This is a genomic window from Ectopseudomonas khazarica (assembly GCF_004521985.1).
Taxonomy (GTDB): Bacteria; Pseudomonadota; Gammaproteobacteria; order Pseudomonadales; family Pseudomonadaceae; genus Aquipseudomonas; species Aquipseudomonas khazarica.
In genome coordinates this window covers 34,818-50,378 of record NZ_SBHZ01000018.1, presented here as the reverse complement: position 1 = coordinate 50,378, position 15,561 = coordinate 34,818, and the positions used below count along the sequence as shown (strand labels likewise).

The 15,561-nt window shown below is 61.8% G+C and carries 8 protein-coding genes; 7 read left to right on the top strand and 1 reads right to left on the bottom strand.

The genetic code is table 11. The features are described 5' to 3' along the window. Positions 1-3: 3 nt before the first annotated feature. Positions 4-789, bottom strand: a complete 786-nt coding sequence (locus tag EPK82_RS20545; protein WP_037052876.1) for a transporter substrate-binding domain-containing protein — start codon at positions 787-789, stop codon at positions 4-6. A gap of 287 nt (positions 790-1,076) precedes the next feature. Between EPK82_RS20545 and EPK82_RS20540 the strand changes: the two genes are divergently transcribed. The 7 genes from EPK82_RS20540 (at position 1,077) to EPK82_RS20510 (ending at position 15,104) form a co-directional block, all read left to right on the top strand. Beyond that, positions 1,077-1,781, top strand: a complete 705-nt coding sequence (locus EPK82_RS20540) for a FadR/GntR family transcriptional regulator (protein ID WP_134677855.1) — start codon at positions 1,077-1,079, stop codon at positions 1,779-1,781. 109 nt (positions 1,782-1,890) lie between these two features. Next, complete coding sequence (trxA, locus tag EPK82_RS20535) at positions 1,891-2,217, top strand: thioredoxin TrxA (RefSeq protein WP_037052882.1); 327 nt, start codon at positions 1,891-1,893, stop codon at positions 2,215-2,217. A gap of 265 nt (positions 2,218-2,482) precedes the next feature. Continuing rightward, positions 2,483-3,742, top strand: a complete 1,260-nt coding sequence (gene rho, locus EPK82_RS20530) for a transcription termination factor Rho (protein ID WP_037052884.1) — start codon at positions 2,483-2,485, stop codon at positions 3,740-3,742. A gap of 132 nt (positions 3,743-3,874) precedes the next feature. Then, positions 3,875-5,341 carry a 4-hydroxy-3-polyprenylbenzoate decarboxylase gene (ubiD, locus tag EPK82_RS20525; RefSeq protein WP_003458631.1) on the top strand — a complete coding sequence of 489 codons (1,467 nt, stop codon included), beginning with the start codon at positions 3,875-3,877 and terminating at the stop codon, positions 5,339-5,341. After that, positions 5,341-6,306 carry a CDP-6-deoxy-delta-3,4-glucoseen reductase gene (locus EPK82_RS20520; RefSeq protein WP_134677854.1) on the top strand — a complete coding sequence of 322 codons (966 nt, stop codon included), beginning with the start codon at positions 5,341-5,343 and terminating at the stop codon, positions 6,304-6,306. Before ubiD ends, EPK82_RS20520 begins: the two co-directional genes overlap by 1 nt. 183 nt (positions 6,307-6,489) lie before the next feature. Next, a complete protein-coding gene (locus EPK82_RS20515) occupies positions 6,490-8,175 on the top strand; it encodes a ShlB/FhaC/HecB family hemolysin secretion/activation protein (RefSeq protein ID WP_150607572.1) in 1,686 nt (561 codons plus the stop codon). Positions 8,176-8,207: 32 nt separating this feature from the next. After that, on the top strand, positions 8,208-15,104 hold the full coding sequence (locus EPK82_RS20510) for a two-partner secretion domain-containing protein (protein WP_167494388.1): 6,897 nt from the start codon (positions 8,208-8,210) through the stop codon (positions 15,102-15,104). The last annotated feature ends 457 nt before the right edge of the window (positions 15,105-15,561 follow it).

Sequence of the window (15,561 nt, the reverse complement as noted above, 5' to 3'; positions counted from 1 at the left end):
GGCTCAGAGGTCAGCCGGCAGCGGTTGCTTCAGCCACTTCTGGCTGATCGCGTCGAGGCTGCCGTCGGCCTTGGCGGCGGCGATGATGGCGTTGACCTTGTCCAGCAGCGCGGCCTGGTTCTTGTTCACCCCGACGTACACCGGCGAGTCCTTGAGCTTGAGCTTCATGCTCGGCACGCGCTTGGGGTTCTTCTCGGAGATGGCCACCATCACCACGTTGCCGCTGGCGATCAGGTCGACCTGGCCCGACAGGTAGGCGGCGATGGTCGAGTTGTTGTCCTCGAAGCGCTTGATGGTGGCGCCTTTCGGGGCGACGTTGCTCAGCTCGATGTCCTCGATCGAGCCACGGGTGACGCTGATGGTCTTGCCGTCGAGGTCATCGAGGCTGGCGATGCTGGCGTCTTCCGGGCCGAACACGCCGAGGTAGAAGGGCGCGTAGGGCGAGGAGAAGTCGATCACGGCCTCGCGCTCGGCGTTCTTGCCCAGGCTGGAAATCACCAGGTCGACCTTGCCGGTGGTGAGGAAGGGAATGCGGTTGGTGCTGTTGACCGGGGTCAGCTCGAGTTTCACCGCCAGCTTGTCGGCCAGCAGCTGTGCGGTGTCGATGTCCAGGCCGCGCGGCTGCAGGTCCGGGCCGACAGAGCCGAATGGCGGGAAGTCCTGCGGCACTGCGACTTTCAGTGTGCCGGCGGCGCCGATGTCCTGGAGTGCGTCGGCGTGGGCGCTGGTGGCGCCGAGGGTCAGGGCGGCGAACAGGGTGGCCAGCAGGTTGCGATGGATTCTGCGCATGTCGTGCTCCAGTGAAAGGATGAAAACGGATGGGTTTTGCACGGGATCGTGCAGTGCATCGGTTGTGCCAGGTTCAATGAAATAGCGGCTTGCATCGCCTCAGGCGAGTATTGATAAGGTCTTACTGGTCTGAACAGTTGCGGTAATTGACCGATTGGTCAGATGCAATCCTGTGCCATCTCGGTGCGTTCCTTCGCAGGCCTGTTCCACAAGGGGGCGTCACTTGCCTGAAGTGGGTCTCTGGCCTTACAAAGGCGGCTCCACTGGACTGACCGGCCCGAACAGCCATGAATGCTTCTGCTCCTCGCGCGGTACCCGAGTACGCTCTGCAGGCGATTCGTCGCCTGATCGAGGAGGAGGGCTATCGCCCCGGCGATGCGTTGCCGTCGCAGCGCGACCTGGCCGAGCGCCTCGGCGTCAGCCGCGCCTCGTTGCGCGAGGCCCTGTCGTCGCTCAGCGCCCTGGGGCTGGTCAGCGTGCAGGCCGGCAAGGGCGTGTTCGTCCAGGAGGCGCCGAAGGTCGAGACTGCGGGTGGTTTCGTCTGGCCCTTTGCCGCTCAGGTGTCGGCGGCCGACACCTTCCAGCTGCGCTTCGCGCTGGAGGGTTTCGCCTGCGGGCTGGCGGCCGGCGTGATGACCGCCGAAGAGCTGGACATCCTCGAAGACAACGTCGAGCAGATGCGCCAGGCGTTGCGCGCTGGGGACTTCGAGCAGGCGACGCGGCTGGATTTCGAGTTTCACCGACGCATTCTCGCCGCCAGTGGCAACCAGGCGATGTTCGCCCTGGTGACCTCCAGCGCGGACATCTTCCTGGAAAGCCAGAAACTGCCGTTCATCCGTCCCGAGCGGGCCATGGAAACCTGGCAGGAACACCGCAAGATCCTCAAGGCCCTGGCCCGGCATGCTGCGGGGCCGGCGCAGAAGGCCATGCAGCAGCACATCCGCGCCGCAGCGCTGCGCACCGGCATCGCCTTCACCACCCTGGGTGATTGAGGCGTACCCCACAGGGGTATTGAAAGGCTCAATCGCCAGCGCCTTTCGGTGACACTCAAGCCGGGCTATGATGTCGCCACTTTTTGCTTCCGAATATACGGAGACTCTCATGAGCGAATTCATCACCAACGTCAGCGACGCCAGCTTCGACCAGGACGTCATCCAGGCTGAGGGTCCGGTTCTGGTCGACTACTGGGCTGAGTGGTGCGGCCCGTGCAAGATGATTGCACCGGTGCTGGACGAGATCGCCAAGGAATACCAGGGCAAACTCAAGGTGTGCAAACTCAACATCGACGAGAACCAGGAAACCCCGCCGAAGTACGGCGTACGCGGTATCCCGACCCTGATGCTGTTCAAGAACGGCAACGTCGAGGCGACCAAGGTCGGCGCCCTGTCCAAGTCGCAACTGGCTGCGTTCCTCGACAGCAACATCTGAGTCGCAGGGTGGTGGATGAGATCAGCGTCATCCACCCCACGCTGCCTGATGAAGACCCCGCTTTTTGCGGGGTTTTGCGTTTTTTGGGGTAGACGCTGTATTTTCGTGGTGTTAAATTCGGCCTCGCTGCATTTTCTATGCAGCCCTCTGCACGCCGTCGCCGATTCATTCCTATACGAACTCGTTCGCGATCCTGTCGCCTTCTCTGCGGCGCGGCCTCTCAAGCTAACAGCTTTCTTCCCCTCTCGATGATCACGTCATTCCTATGAATCTGACCGAACTCAAGCAAAAGCCGATTGCCGAACTGCTGGACATGGCCGAACAGATGGGCCTGGAAAACATGGCCCGTTCGCGCAAACAGGACATCATCTTCGCCCTGCTGAAGAAGCATGCCAAAAGCGGCGAGGAAATTTCCGGTGACGGCGTGCTGGAGATCCTCCAGGACGGTTTCGGCTTCCTGCGCAGCGCGGACTCCTCCTACCTGGCCGGCCCGGACGACATCTATGTCTCGCCCAGCCAGATCCGCCGCTTCAACCTGCGTACCGGTGACACCATCGTCGGCAAGATCCGCCCGCCGAAAGAAGGCGAGCGTTACTTCGCCCTGCTCAAGGTCGACAGCATCAACTTCGACCGCCCGGAGAACGCCAAGAGCAAGATTCTCTTCGAGAACCTGACGCCGCTGTTCCCCAACAAGCGCCTGACCATGGAGGCCGGCAACGGCTCCACCGAGGACATCACCGGCCGTGTGATCGACCTCTGCGCGCCGATCGGCAAGGGCCAGCGTGGCCTGATCGTCGCCCCGCCGAAGGCGGGCAAGACCATCATGCTGCAGAACATCGCGTCGAACATCACGCGCAACAACCCGGAAGTGCACCTGATCGTCCTGCTGATCGACGAGCGTCCGGAAGAAGTGACCGAGATGCAGCGCACCGTGCGCGGCGAAGTGGTCGCCTCCACCTTCGACGAGCCGCCGACCCGCCACGTGCAGGTTGCCGAGATGGTCATCGAGAAGGCCAAGCGCCTGGTCGAGCACAAGAAGGATGTGGTCATCCTGCTCGACTCCATCACCCGTCTGGCACGTGCCTACAACACCGTGATCCCGAGCTCCGGCAAGGTGCTGACCGGTGGTGTCGACGCCCATGCCCTGGAGAAGCCGAAGCGCTTCTTCGGTGCCGCGCGCAACATCGAGGAAGGCGGCTCGCTGACCATCCTCGCCACCGCGCTGATCGAGACCGGCTCGAAGATGGACGAAGTGATCTACGAGGAATTCAAGGGCACCGGCAACATGGAGCTGATCCTCGACCGTCGCGTGGCCGAGAAGCGCACCTTCCCGGCGATCAATATCAACAAGTCGGGCACCCGTCGTGAAGAGTTGCTGACCGGCGAGGAAGAGCTGTCGCGCATGTGGATTCTGCGCAAGCTGCTGCACCCGATGGACGAGATCGCCGCCATCGAGTTCCTCATCGACAAGCTGAAAGCGACGAAGACCAACGACGAGTTCTTCCTGTCGATGAAGCGCAAGTAAGACCTTGCGCTGTGCCACGAGGCCGGGGAAACCCGGCCTTGTCGTATCTGGAGGCTTTCAAGCCTTCTGAAAGCCCGACTTCGGCGCTAAACTTTACGGCTGACCCAAGCCAGCCCGACACGAGGCTCCTGCATGCAGTATCGCGACCTGCGCGACTTCATCCGTGAACTGGAAAAGCGCGGCGAACTCAAGCGCATCCAGACCCCGGTATCCCCCGTTCTGGAAATGACCGAAATCTGCGACCGCACCCTGCGCAAGGGTGGTCCGGCGCTGCTGTTCGAAAAGCCCACGGGCTTCGACGTGCCGGTGCTCGGCAACCTGTTCGGCACGCCCAAGCGCGTGGCGCTGGGCATGGGCGCCGAGGATGTGTCCGAGCTGCGCGAGATCGGCAAGTTGCTGGCCTTCCTCAAGGAGCCCGAGCCGCCGAAAGGCCTCAAGGATGCCTGGAGCAAGCTGCCGATCTTCAAGAAGGTCATCTCCATGGCGCCCAAGGTGGTCAAGGACGCACCCTGCCATGAGGTGATCGAGGAGGGTGACGACGTCGATCTGGGCAAGCTGCCGATCCAGCACTGCTGGCCAGGCGACGTGGCGCCGCTGATCACCTGGGGCCTGACCATCACCAAGGGCCCGAACAAGGAACGGCAGAACCTCGGCATCTACCGCCAGCAGGTGATCGGCCGCAACAAGGTGATCATGCGCTGGCTCAGCCACCGTGGCGGTGCGCTGGACTACCGCGAATGGTGCCAGAAGCACCCGGACAAACCGTACCCGGTCTGCGTGGCGCTGGGTGCTGACCCGGCGACCATCCTCGGCGCGGTCACCCCGGTGCCCGATACCCTTTCCGAGTACGCCTTCGCCGGGCTGCTGCGTGGTCATCGCACCGAGCTGATCAAGGCCGTCGGCAGCGAGCTGCAGGTGCCGGCCAGTGCCGAGATCGTGCTGGAGGGCGTGATCCATCCGGGCGAAACCGCACCGGAGGGGCCCTACGGCGATCACACCGGCTACTACAACGAGGTCGATACCTTCCCGGTGTTCACCGTCGAGCGCATCACCCGCCGCCGCGAGCCGATCTACCACAGCACCTACACCGGCCGCCCGCCCGATGAGCCGGCGATTCTCGGCGTGGCGCTGAACGAGGTGTTCGTACCGATCCTGCAGAAGCAGTTCCCGGAGATCACCGACTTCTACCTGCCGCCGGAAGGATGTTCCTACCGCATGGCGGTGGTGACCATGAAGAAGCAGTACCCCGGCCACGCCAAGCGCGTAATGCTCGGTGTGTGGTCGTTCCTGCGACAGTTCATGTACACCAAGTTCGTTATCGTCACCGACGACGACATCAACGCACGGGACTGGAACGACGTGATCTGGGCGATTACCACGCGCATGGACCCCAAGCGCGACACGGTGATGATCGACAACACGCCGATCGACTACCTCGACTTCGCCTCGCCGATCTCCGGCCTGGGCTCGAAGATGGGCCTGGACGCCACCCACAAGTGGCCGGGCGAGACCACGCGCGAATGGGGTCGTGCCATCGAGAAGGACCCTGCGGTAGTGGCGCGGGTCGATGCGTTGTGGAGCGAGCTGGGAATCGATTGATGAATGTCACCCTGCAACCTTCCGGCGTCACCCTGGCCCTGCAGCCGGGCGAGCGCATCCTCGACGGCGCCCGGCGCCTGGGCTACGAGTGCCCGCAAAGCTGCCGCAACGGTAACTGCCATATCTGTGCGGCGCTGCTGGTCGAGGGGCGGGTGCTGCAGTCCGGTGTCGAACTGGACCATGGCGAGCTGTTCACTTGTCTGGCCGAGCCGCTGGAAGATTGCGTGCTGCACTGGGATGGCGTGCTGGCGCCGGGCGAGCTGCCGGTGCGTGAGCTGAATTGCCAGATGATCGAGTGCCTCGACGTGGGCGGCGACGTCTATCGCGTGCGCCTGCGCACGCCCGCCGGCAAGGTGCCGCGCTATCACGCCGGGCAATACCTGCTGCTGCAGCGCCCGGACGGCGAGATGGCCGCTTTCTCCCTGGCGTCGGCACCGCATTCCGGTCGCGAACTGGAATTGCACATCCTGGCGCGTGAAGACAGCACCCGCCTGCTGCTCGAGCACCTGCGCGAACACGGCTTTGCCCGCGTGCAGATGCCCTATGGCGATACCCACCTGGCCGAACTGCCGGCAGGACCGCTGGTGCTGATCGCCGCCGGCACCGGCATGGGTCAGATGCACAGCCTGATCGAACACTGCCGCGCCAGCGGCTTCGCCCACCCGGTGCACCTGTACTGGGGCGCACGTCGTCCCGACGACTTCTATCAGCTGCCGCATTGGGCCGAGTGGCAGCAACTGGCCAATCTGCATCTGCATCAGGTGGTCAGCGACCAATGTGGCTGGCAGGGTCGTTGTGGTCTGTTGCACGAAGCGGTGCGCGAAGACTTCTCCGACCTCAAGGAGCTGCACGTCTACGCCAGCGGTTCCCCGGCCATGGTCTACGCCACGCTCGATGCGCTGGTCGACGCCGGGATGGACGCGCACCAGATGCGCGCCGATGTGTTCGCCTACGCACCGCGCTGAGCGAGGGTCGTAGGCGGCACGCCTCCTTTGTAGTGGCAATATGCCGTTCGTCGGATAGGGGCGCGCTTTTAGGATCTAGTCCTATGCCACTCATCAAGTGAACCTTTGATGGCAGGATGCCATATGCTCTAATTCGCGCCGATTTCCCGACGCCGTTTTTTTGCTATTCAAAGGACTGAAGGCATGCCTTTCCGTTGTAGCCCTTTGGCCGTATGGCTGTGTGTTGCCCTCCCCGCTATTGCCCTGGCACAGACGCCAGGTGACCGGGAGCTGATCCGTGACCGCCAGGAGCGCCTGTTGCAGGAACAGCAGCGGCGCCTGGACGAGCTCCAGCAACTGCCCGGTAAAACCCCCGAGCTGCAACCTGCGCCGGTCGAAGACGAACGTTGTTTCGACATCGGGCGTATTCGCCTGGAGGGCGCCAAGCTGATCGGCGAGGTCGACCAGCGCACCATCCTCCAGGGGTTCACCGGCCAGTGCCTGGGCGTCGGGCAGCTCAATGAGCTGCTCAAGGCCATCACCCAGTTCTACATTGACCGCGGTTACGTGACCTCGCGTGCCTACCTGCCGCAACAGGATCTGTCCTCGGGCGAATTGCGCGTCATCGTGGTCGAAGGTCACCTGGAAGGGCTGGACAGTTCGGCACTCGCCACGGAGCGTGAACTGGCCATGGGCTTTCCGGGCCAGGCGGGCGAAGTGCTGGATCTGCGCGAGCTGGAGCAACTGGTCGATCAGCTCAATCGCCTGCCTTCGCGCCAGGCTCAGCTGGAACTGGTGCCAGGCGAGGCCGTAGGGGCCAGTCGCGTCAGGTTGCAGGGGCAGCGCAGCAAGCCCTGGCGTGCCGGCCTCACTCGGCATAACGACGGGCAGTCGAGCACGGGCGAGCAGCAATGGGGCCTGAACTTCGACTGGGACAGTCCGCTGGGGCTGGCCGATCAGCTCAGCCTGCGTGCCAGCCGCGATGCGGTGAGTGACAGCTATCGTCACTCCCACAGCCAGAGCCTGATCTATCAGGTGCCCTACGGCTGGTGGAACTTCAGTTACAGCTACAGCCAGAGCTACTACCGCACGCAGAGCGAGGGCAATGGCTTTCTCTTCGAGCAGGACGGCGACAGCAAGACCCACGCCCTGCGTGGCGAGCGCGTGCTGCATCGCGACAGCGTCAGCAAGACGGCATTCAACCTCGGTGTCAGCCATCTGCGCACCAACAATTTCATTCTGGGTAGTCGCATCGACACCTCCAGCACCCGCCTGTCCGAAGCGGAGCTGGGTTTCAACCATGGCCGGCGTATCGGCTCGGCCTTCGTCAACGCGGATATCGGCTGGCAGCGAGGCATAGGTGCCTTCGATGCCCAGCGCGCGGGCGATCCGCAAGGCAGCCAGCCGGTGGCGCGCTACAACAAGTACAGCCTGACCCTGAGCTACCTGCAGCCGTTCCAGCTGTGGGGCGAGTCCTTCAGCTTCGACAGCCTCGCCTATGGCCAGAAGAGCGAGGACGTATTGTTCAGCCCGCAACGCATCAGCATCGGTGGTCTCAGCTCGGTGCGCGGGTTCAAGGACGAATCGCTGTCCGGCGATACGGGCGGCTACTGGCGCAATCAACTGCGCTGGCGCCGTGCGGTGACCTGGGACGCACTGCGCCCCTTCGTCCACGAATACAGCCTGGCCCTGGCCTATGACGTCGGCGTGATTCATGGCGGCCGCCATAACCCGGAACAACGCGGACGCATGAGCGGCAACGCCGTCGAATTCGCGTTGCGTGGCCAGCACCTCGCCGCGTCGGTGAGCGTTGCCCATTCCCTGGAGCGTCCGGACGCCATCGAGCGCGACGAACGCCCGGTTTATTTCCGTTTCGACCTGTTCTTCTGATTGCCGGCCGGATGGCTGGTTGGAGTATCGACATGGACGTACGTAGTCCCCTGTATCAGAACATCGCCCTGATTGTTGCCGGCGTACTGTTTCTCAACCCGATCGTCGCCACGGCGGCGCAGCTGGCAGTCGACCAGGCCGCCGCTGGCAACACCGCCGTGACCCAGGCGCAGAACGGTGTGCCGATGGTCAATATCGCCACACCCAATGGCAGTGGCCTGTCGCACAACAAGTTCACCGACTACAACGTCGGTCAACAGGGGCTGATCCTCAACAACAGTGCGCAGAACGTGGTGCAGACCCAGTTGGGCGGCTACGTGGTTGGCAACCCGAACCTGAAGAACGGTGCCGCCGGGCTGATTCTCAACGAAGTCACCGGCGGCAACGCCAGCCAGCTCAGGGGCTACACGGAAGTGGCCGGGCGCTCGGCTGCGGTCATCGTCGCCAACCCGCACGGCATCACCTGCGATGGCTGCGGCTTCATCAACACGCCTCGCGTCACGCTCAGCACCGGTAGCCCGGTCGTCGAGGACGGTCGCCTGCAGCGTTTCGACGTCGATGGCGGGCAGATTTCCATCGAAGGTGCGGGCCTCAATGCCGGCAACGTCGACCAGTTCGACCTGATTACCCGCAGCGCGCAGATCAACGCCGAACTGCACGCGAAGAAGCTCAACATCATCACCGGCCGCAACGACGTGGATGCCACCACGCTGGCTGCGGCCGCCAAGGCTGACGATGGCTCGGACAAGCCGATGCTGGCCATCGACAGCTCGGCTCTTGGCGGCATGTACGCAGGTGCCATTCGTCTGGTCGGCACCGAGCAGGGTGTGGGCGTGAAGCTGGCCGGCGACATGGCGGCCAGTGCCGGGGACATCCAGATCGATGCCAACGGCAAGCTGAGCCTGGCGCGGGTCGCGGCCAGCAATGACCTCAAGCTCGCTGCCGAGGAGATCGAGCTGGGTGCCGATACCTACGCCGGGCGCAATGCTGTGGTCAGCGCCACGGGCAAGACCCAGGTGAAGGACAGCCTGGCCGCCGGCAATCGTGTCGAGATCGGTGGCGGTGAACTGGATAACCAGGGCGTCGTCGAGGCCGGCGTCAAGGCGGACGGTACGCTCGTGAGCGACAGCACATTGGTGCTCAACAGCCGGAGCGTCACCAACCGGGGCGAGCTGATCGCTCGCGGCAGCTTCGAGGCGGATGTCGAGGTGCTGGACAACAGCAGCGGCAAGCTGCTCAGCGCCGGTAATGCCAACATCCAGGCTGCGCAACTCAGCAACAGCCAGGGGCAAGTCATTGCGCAAAGGAACCTGGAACTCGGTGGCGGCGCCCTGAGTAACCAGGACGGTGAAGTGCTGGCCGCCGGCGAGCTGCACGTCGATGCCGCGTCGCTGGACAACCAGAGCGGTGCCGTCGCCGCCAACGTCATCGATCTGAAGCTGAGCGGGGTGCTGAGCAATGCTCAGGGCTTGATCGAGTCCAGCCAGGCGCTGGCGCTTGCCGTCGATAGCGTGCAGAACCGAGATGGCCGACTGCGTGCCCTGGCGAGCAGTGACAAGAGCGCTTTCCAGGTTGGCAACCTGTTCGACAATGACCAGGGCCTGGTGGAAATCGGCAACGCCGCCTTCGCCCTTGCCAGCGGCTCGCTGAGCAACCAGGGTGGCACGATGCGTCATCTCGGCAGCCAGGGATTCGAGCTGAATCTGGCCGATCTGGGGAACGCCGGCGGCCGCTTCAGCACCAACGGCGAACTGAGCCTGAGCGCAGACGACTGGAACAACACCAGCGAACTGCAGGCCGAGCGCCTGACCCTGAACATCGGCCAGTTCACCCAGACGGCTACGGGCCAGTTGATCTCGCGGCAGAGCATCACCGCCAACGGGGACAACTGGGTCAACGATGGTGTGATCGCTACCGACGGCACGCTCGACTTGACGCTCACTGGCCGTTACCAGGGTAATGGCGCGTTGCGCAGCCTGGGCGATCTGACTTTCAAGGCCGCAAGCGCCGAGTTCGGCAGCGACGCCGAAGCGAAGAGCGGCGGTGCGGCGCGCTTCGAACTGAGCGGCCAACTGCTCAGCCGGGGGCGCCTGACCGCAGCGCAAGACATGTCTCTTGCGCTGGGCAGCCTCGACAACCGCGGCACGCTGGGCGGTGCAGGCCTGTTGCGTATCGAGGCGGACTCGCTGCGCAACGAGCAGGGGCTGGTCTTCAGTGGTGCGGACATGACCTTGCGCACTGCCAGCCTGGTCAACCTGTTCGGCGATATCTACAGCCTGGGTGCGCTGGATGTCGCTCGCGATGAGCAGGGTGGCAACCTGGATCTGCTGGAGAACCGTTCGGCGAGTATCGAGTCCACGCGGGATATGACCCTGCGTTCAACGGTGCTGCACAACCGCAAGGAAGTCTTCGATTGGCAGCTCGCGCAGACCTACGGCGGTATCAGTGTCGTCTGCTATGACTGCGGTGGCGATCACCACAATGTCGACTATCTGGCGACCGAGCGCTTCGAGGCCAGAGTCGAGGAGGACTCGGCAGCTGCGCGTATTCACAGTGGTGCGAATCTGCTGCTCAAGGGTTCCGAAGTCGCCAACCGTTACAGCACCCTGAGTGCTGCCGGTGACATCGATATCGATGCCGATAGCCTGGAAAACACCGGTGCCACGCTGGCCTCGGTCGAGCGTGTACGCCGCTACAACACCGGTCGGGTGACAGACGGGACGGATGAGCGTTTCCGCGACAACTACATCCATCCCTACAATGCGCAGCCCTTGCCCAAGGTATTGCCGACAGCCCTGGCACGCTGGAGTCTGGTCAGCGATATCCAGACCGAAACGCCCATTGGTGTTGCCGCGCCTGGCATCATCCAGGCCGGCGGCGATGTGCGCGTCCAGGCCACCCAGCCGATTACCAATGACTCCATTCTTGCTCACAACGCCCCCCAGGCGGGTGCCGAGCAAACGCTGGAAACCACCATCAGCAGTGCCACCCAACCGCTGGTCGTGCAGCTCAACCCGCAATTGCCTGCCAACACCGCGCAGCAGGCCGTCGACCCTATTGCCCTGCCGAGCTTCGGCCTGCCGCAGGGGCAGAATGGTCTGTTCCGGACCAATACCGATCCAGGTCACCGCTACCTGATCGAAACCAATCCGGCATTTGCCGACCTCAAGCAGTTTGTCAGCTCCGACTACATGCTCGGCTTGCTGGGGTTCGAGAACGATGTGGCACAGAAGCGCCTTGGCGACGGTCTGTACGAACAGCGTCTGCTTGAGCAAGCGATCGCCGCGCGTACCGGCAAGCGCTACCTCGACGGTTTCACCAATAACGACGCACAGTTCCGCTACCTGATGGACAACGCCATCGCCAGCAAGGATGCGCTGAACCTGTCGGTTGGTATCGGGCTCTCTTCTGCCCAGGTCGCGGCGCTGACCCATGACATCGTCTGGCTCGAAGAGCGTGAGGTGAACGGCGAGAAAGTACTGGTGCCAGTGCTGTACCTGGCCCAGGTCGGGGATCGCCTGGCACCAAGCGGCGCACTGATCCAGGGCCAGGACGTGGCTCTGATCAGCGGCGGCAGCCTCAACAACAGCGGCACCTTGCGCGCCACCAAGAGCCTTGACGTAAACGTTGCGAACGTAACCAACAGTGGCCTGATGCAGGCCAACCAGCGCCTGCAATTACTGGCCACCGACAGCATTCGCAACGCTCAGGGTGGGATCATCAATGGCCAGGACGTTTCCCTGATTGCCCTGACTGGTGACATCCGCAACGAGCGCACCATCAGCCAGCAGAGCGTGGAGGGCAAGGGCTACAGCCAGCTGACCAGCGTCGTGGACAAGGCAGCGGGCATCGAGGCGGGCAACGATCTGCAACTGCTCGCTGGGGGCGATATCCAGAACATCGGTGGCAACCTCAAGGCAGGCGGCGATGCGAAGTTGAATGCCGGTGGTGACGTGATCATCGCCGCTGCTGCCGAAGAGCAAGGCAGCATGCGCAAGGACAGACGCCACTTCTGGAGCACCACCAGCACCACCCAGCATGGCGGCGATGTGCAGGTGGGCGGGGATCTGGCCGTGACTGCCGGGCAGGATATTGCTGTGGTGGCCAGCAGCCTCAAGGCAGAAAGCGACATATCCCTGGATGCTGGCCGGGATGTGACCATCGCTGCAGCGGCCCACGAGAGCAGCAGCGAGTACCACTACAAGCGCAGTGGCAAGAAGGTCGACAAGGAGAATAGCAGCGTACGCCAGCAGACGGCGGTGATCGAGGCGGGTGGGGATCTGGATGTCCTGGCCGAAGGCAACCTGATCCTCAGCGCCAGCCAGCTCAGGGTCGAGGGTGAGGCCTTCCTGTATGCCGGTGAGCAACTGGCGTTGCTGGCTGCGCAGAACAGCGACTACTACCTCTACGACATGAAGAAGAAGGGCTCCTGGGGCAGCAAGAAAACCCAGCGAGACGAAGTCACCACCGTGCGCAACGTTGGTAGTTCCATCACCACGGGCGGTGATTTGACCCTGGTTAGCGAAGGCGACCAGCTCTATCAGAAAGCACGCCTGGAAAGTGGTGGCGACCTGATCCTCGACAGCGGCGGTGCGATCACCTTCGAAGCGGTCAAGGATCTGGATCAGGAGAGCCATGAGAAGAGCAGCAACAGCTGGGCCTGGACCTCTGCCAAGGGCAAGGGCAAGACCGACGAGACCCTGAAACAGAGTGAGCTGATCGCCCAGGGCGACTTGGTCATTCAGGCGGTCGATGGTCTGAAGATCGATATCAAGGAGGTCAACCGGCAGTCGGTCAGCCAGACCATCGATGCCATGGTCAAGGCCGACCCCGAGTTGGCTTGGCTGAAAGAGGCTGAAGCCCGAGGTGATGTGGATTGGCGCCAGGTGAAGGAGGTGCATGACTCCTTCAAGTACAGCCATTCGGGGTTGGGTGGGGCTGCGGCGATGATCATCGCCATCGTGGTGGCGTACTTGACGGCGGGGGCTGCTAGTGGGCTAGTGGCGAGTGCTGCTGGGGCTGGTGGTGCCAGTGCAGGGGCGGCAGCTGGAGCAACCGCAGCGGGTACTGCAGCAGGAGCGACTGCTGCGGGGACGGCAGCGGCCTCCACATCTGTGTGGGCTGCTGCGACGGCGACTAGTGCGGCTGGGTGGGCCAACGTCGCTGCTACAGCAGCTATTTCGTCTGCTGCCGGGACAGCCGCAGTTAGCACTGTCAATAATCGAGGCAATCTTGGGGCAGTACTGAGCGAAACGTTCAGTAGCGACAACCTCAAAGGTTATGCCACCTCGGCCATCACGGCAGGCTTTACTTCTGGGGTACTGGACAGCGCCTTTGGTGTCACTGGCGATAACCTCAATAAGGTCACTAAGGGTTTTGACCTGGGCAAGCCGAGTGATATCGCTAAATTCGGCTCTTACTTGGGGACTCAAGGGGCAGTCCAAGCGCTGGCTCAAACCGCCATTCAAGGCGGTAGCCTGGGTGACAACTTGCAAACCGCTCTGACCGCGCAGGTGCAGCACTTGCTGCAGGCCTCCGTGTTCAAGAACGTGGGGGACTTTGCAGAAAAAGCCAATTGGGCCGAAGGCAGCCCCGAGAAAGTTGCGTTGCATGCGGTGATTGGTGGGCTGTTAAGTGAAGCCACTGGCGGCGACTTCAAGACTGGAGCGTTGGCGGCTGGTGCCAATGAGCTGCTCATCGAGCAACTGTCTGGTGTAATCAAGGGTGACAAGCGCCTTGAACAGACCGTGTCGCAGTTGATCGGTGTGGCTGCTGCGACGGCAACCGGCGGTGACATGGCCAAGGCTGCTGAGTTGGCGAAGAATGCGACGGCTTATAACAGGCAGTTGCACAGTGCTGAAGCCAAGCTCTTGGATGAATTGACTCAACGTGATCCAGAAAGAGCCAGAGCATGGGACGCGGCCGCATGTGCGCTGGTTTCCTGTGCTGCTGGTATACCGCCAAGTGACCCCAATTATGAATTTCTAACGGCCCTGCAGGCGGAGGGGGCACAGTACCCAGAGCTTCAAGTCAGCCTTCAGGAAAGTGGCTTGTTCAGCTACTCACTTAGTGAGCGGTTTAACGACGCGGTTTCCAGCCGTGGGGAGGGGCTTTATTACACCAGCGCTGCCGGTAGTGTCATTGGAGGCGCTGGCGGAGCTATCGTCTCGGGTGTCGGAGGAGCGGGAACTTGTGCTGTTTCACTCGGGCTAGGGTGTGCGCTTGGAGCCGTTGGTTTCGCGGGTAGCGTATCGCAGTATAGCGACGGCGTGGATCGCCTGAGCAGTGGTTATACCTCGACGGAAGGCCAGAAGGTTATAGACTCGTTTAGGCCGGGAACGCATCCGGGGGATGTGAGCCTGGCCGAAAATGTTGGTGATTTCGTAGTATCCGCTGCTGCTGATCTTGTGTTGCAGCGTGTTGGCGGTAAAGTTGTTGATCGTATTGCGAGTGCCGTTGACGGGAAGCTGCATGTGCCCAAAACGGACTCTGGTGTTGTGGGGGATGGTCCAAAAGCGACTGGAACAGCAGGGAAGATTAAGACTGAACCCGGCGCAATACCTGACGCAAATGAAGTACGTGCAGGACAAGGATTATCTGGTCTTGGGTACGATGTTACGCACCAAACCACTGCGTCAGCTAAAGGTGTTCAAGGGCAGCGAACTGCGGACTTGCATGTTGATGGACTCGGTTCCATTGATGTGTACACACCGAAGAATCTTGATCCGACAAAGATAGTTCGAGCGATAGAGAAGAAGTCGAATCAAGCTGGCGGAGTCTTGGTGCAGGCGGACTTGCCAAGCACTGACATGTCGTCCATTGCTGCTCGTATGTGGGGGAAGACTAACGCGCAGAGTATAAAAACTATATTCTTCCAGAAACCTGATGGATCATTGGTGCGATTTGATCGACCTGCTGGAGGAGGCTAATTATGCCGAAGTACTCGTGTGCCTGTGGCTACGTTATGAACCTTTCGCAAGGATGGTCAGGCTATGAGTTGACTCTAATTCCTGAGTCAGCAATAGAGAGCTTGGGGGATAGGCTAGATAGCGAGGATAAGCTGTCTTCTGATCAGTTATATGAAGCTCTTGATGAAAAGGCTATTACGGTCTACCGATGCCCGAAGTGTAGACGATTGCATTTAGAGGAAGAGCCAAACAAGTTCACTACTTATATAATTGAGTAGGCTATTGCTGGATAGATGCCTAGTCTGGGAAAAGGGAAAAGGGGACAGATTTATTTTTAGGCTGACGGTGCTGCGTCATAAATAAATCTGTCCCCTTTTTCCGAAAACCAGTCCGGCGTTGAGAGAGGCTAGTATTAGGGTTGACGGCTATTACTTCCAGGTGACACGTAATAGCAAAACTGGAGAAATAACAAACTCCT

Coding starts and splice junctions, on each gene's coding strand:
- EPK82_RS20515 (WP_150607572.1), top strand. CDS start 6,490: ATGCCTTTCCGTTGTAGCCCTTTGGCCGTATGGCTGTGTGTTGCCCTC.
- ubiD (WP_003458631.1), top strand. CDS start 3,875: ATGCAGTATCGCGACCTGCGCGACTTCATCCGTGAACTGGAAAAGCGC.
- EPK82_RS20510 (WP_167494388.1), top strand. CDS start 8,208: ATGGACGTACGTAGTCCCCTGTATCAGAACATCGCCCTGATTGTTGCC.
- rho (WP_037052884.1), top strand. CDS start 2,483: ATGAATCTGACCGAACTCAAGCAAAAGCCGATTGCCGAACTGCTGGAC.
- trxA (WP_037052882.1), top strand. CDS start 1,891: ATGAGCGAATTCATCACCAACGTCAGCGACGCCAGCTTCGACCAGGAC.
- EPK82_RS20520 (WP_134677854.1), top strand. CDS start 5,341: ATGAATGTCACCCTGCAACCTTCCGGCGTCACCCTGGCCCTGCAGCCG.
- EPK82_RS20545 (WP_037052876.1), bottom strand. CDS start 789: ATGCGCAGAATCCATCGCAACCTGCTGGCCACCCTGTTCGCCGCCCTG.
- EPK82_RS20540 (WP_134677855.1), top strand. CDS start 1,077: ATGAATGCTTCTGCTCCTCGCGCGGTACCCGAGTACGCTCTGCAGGCG.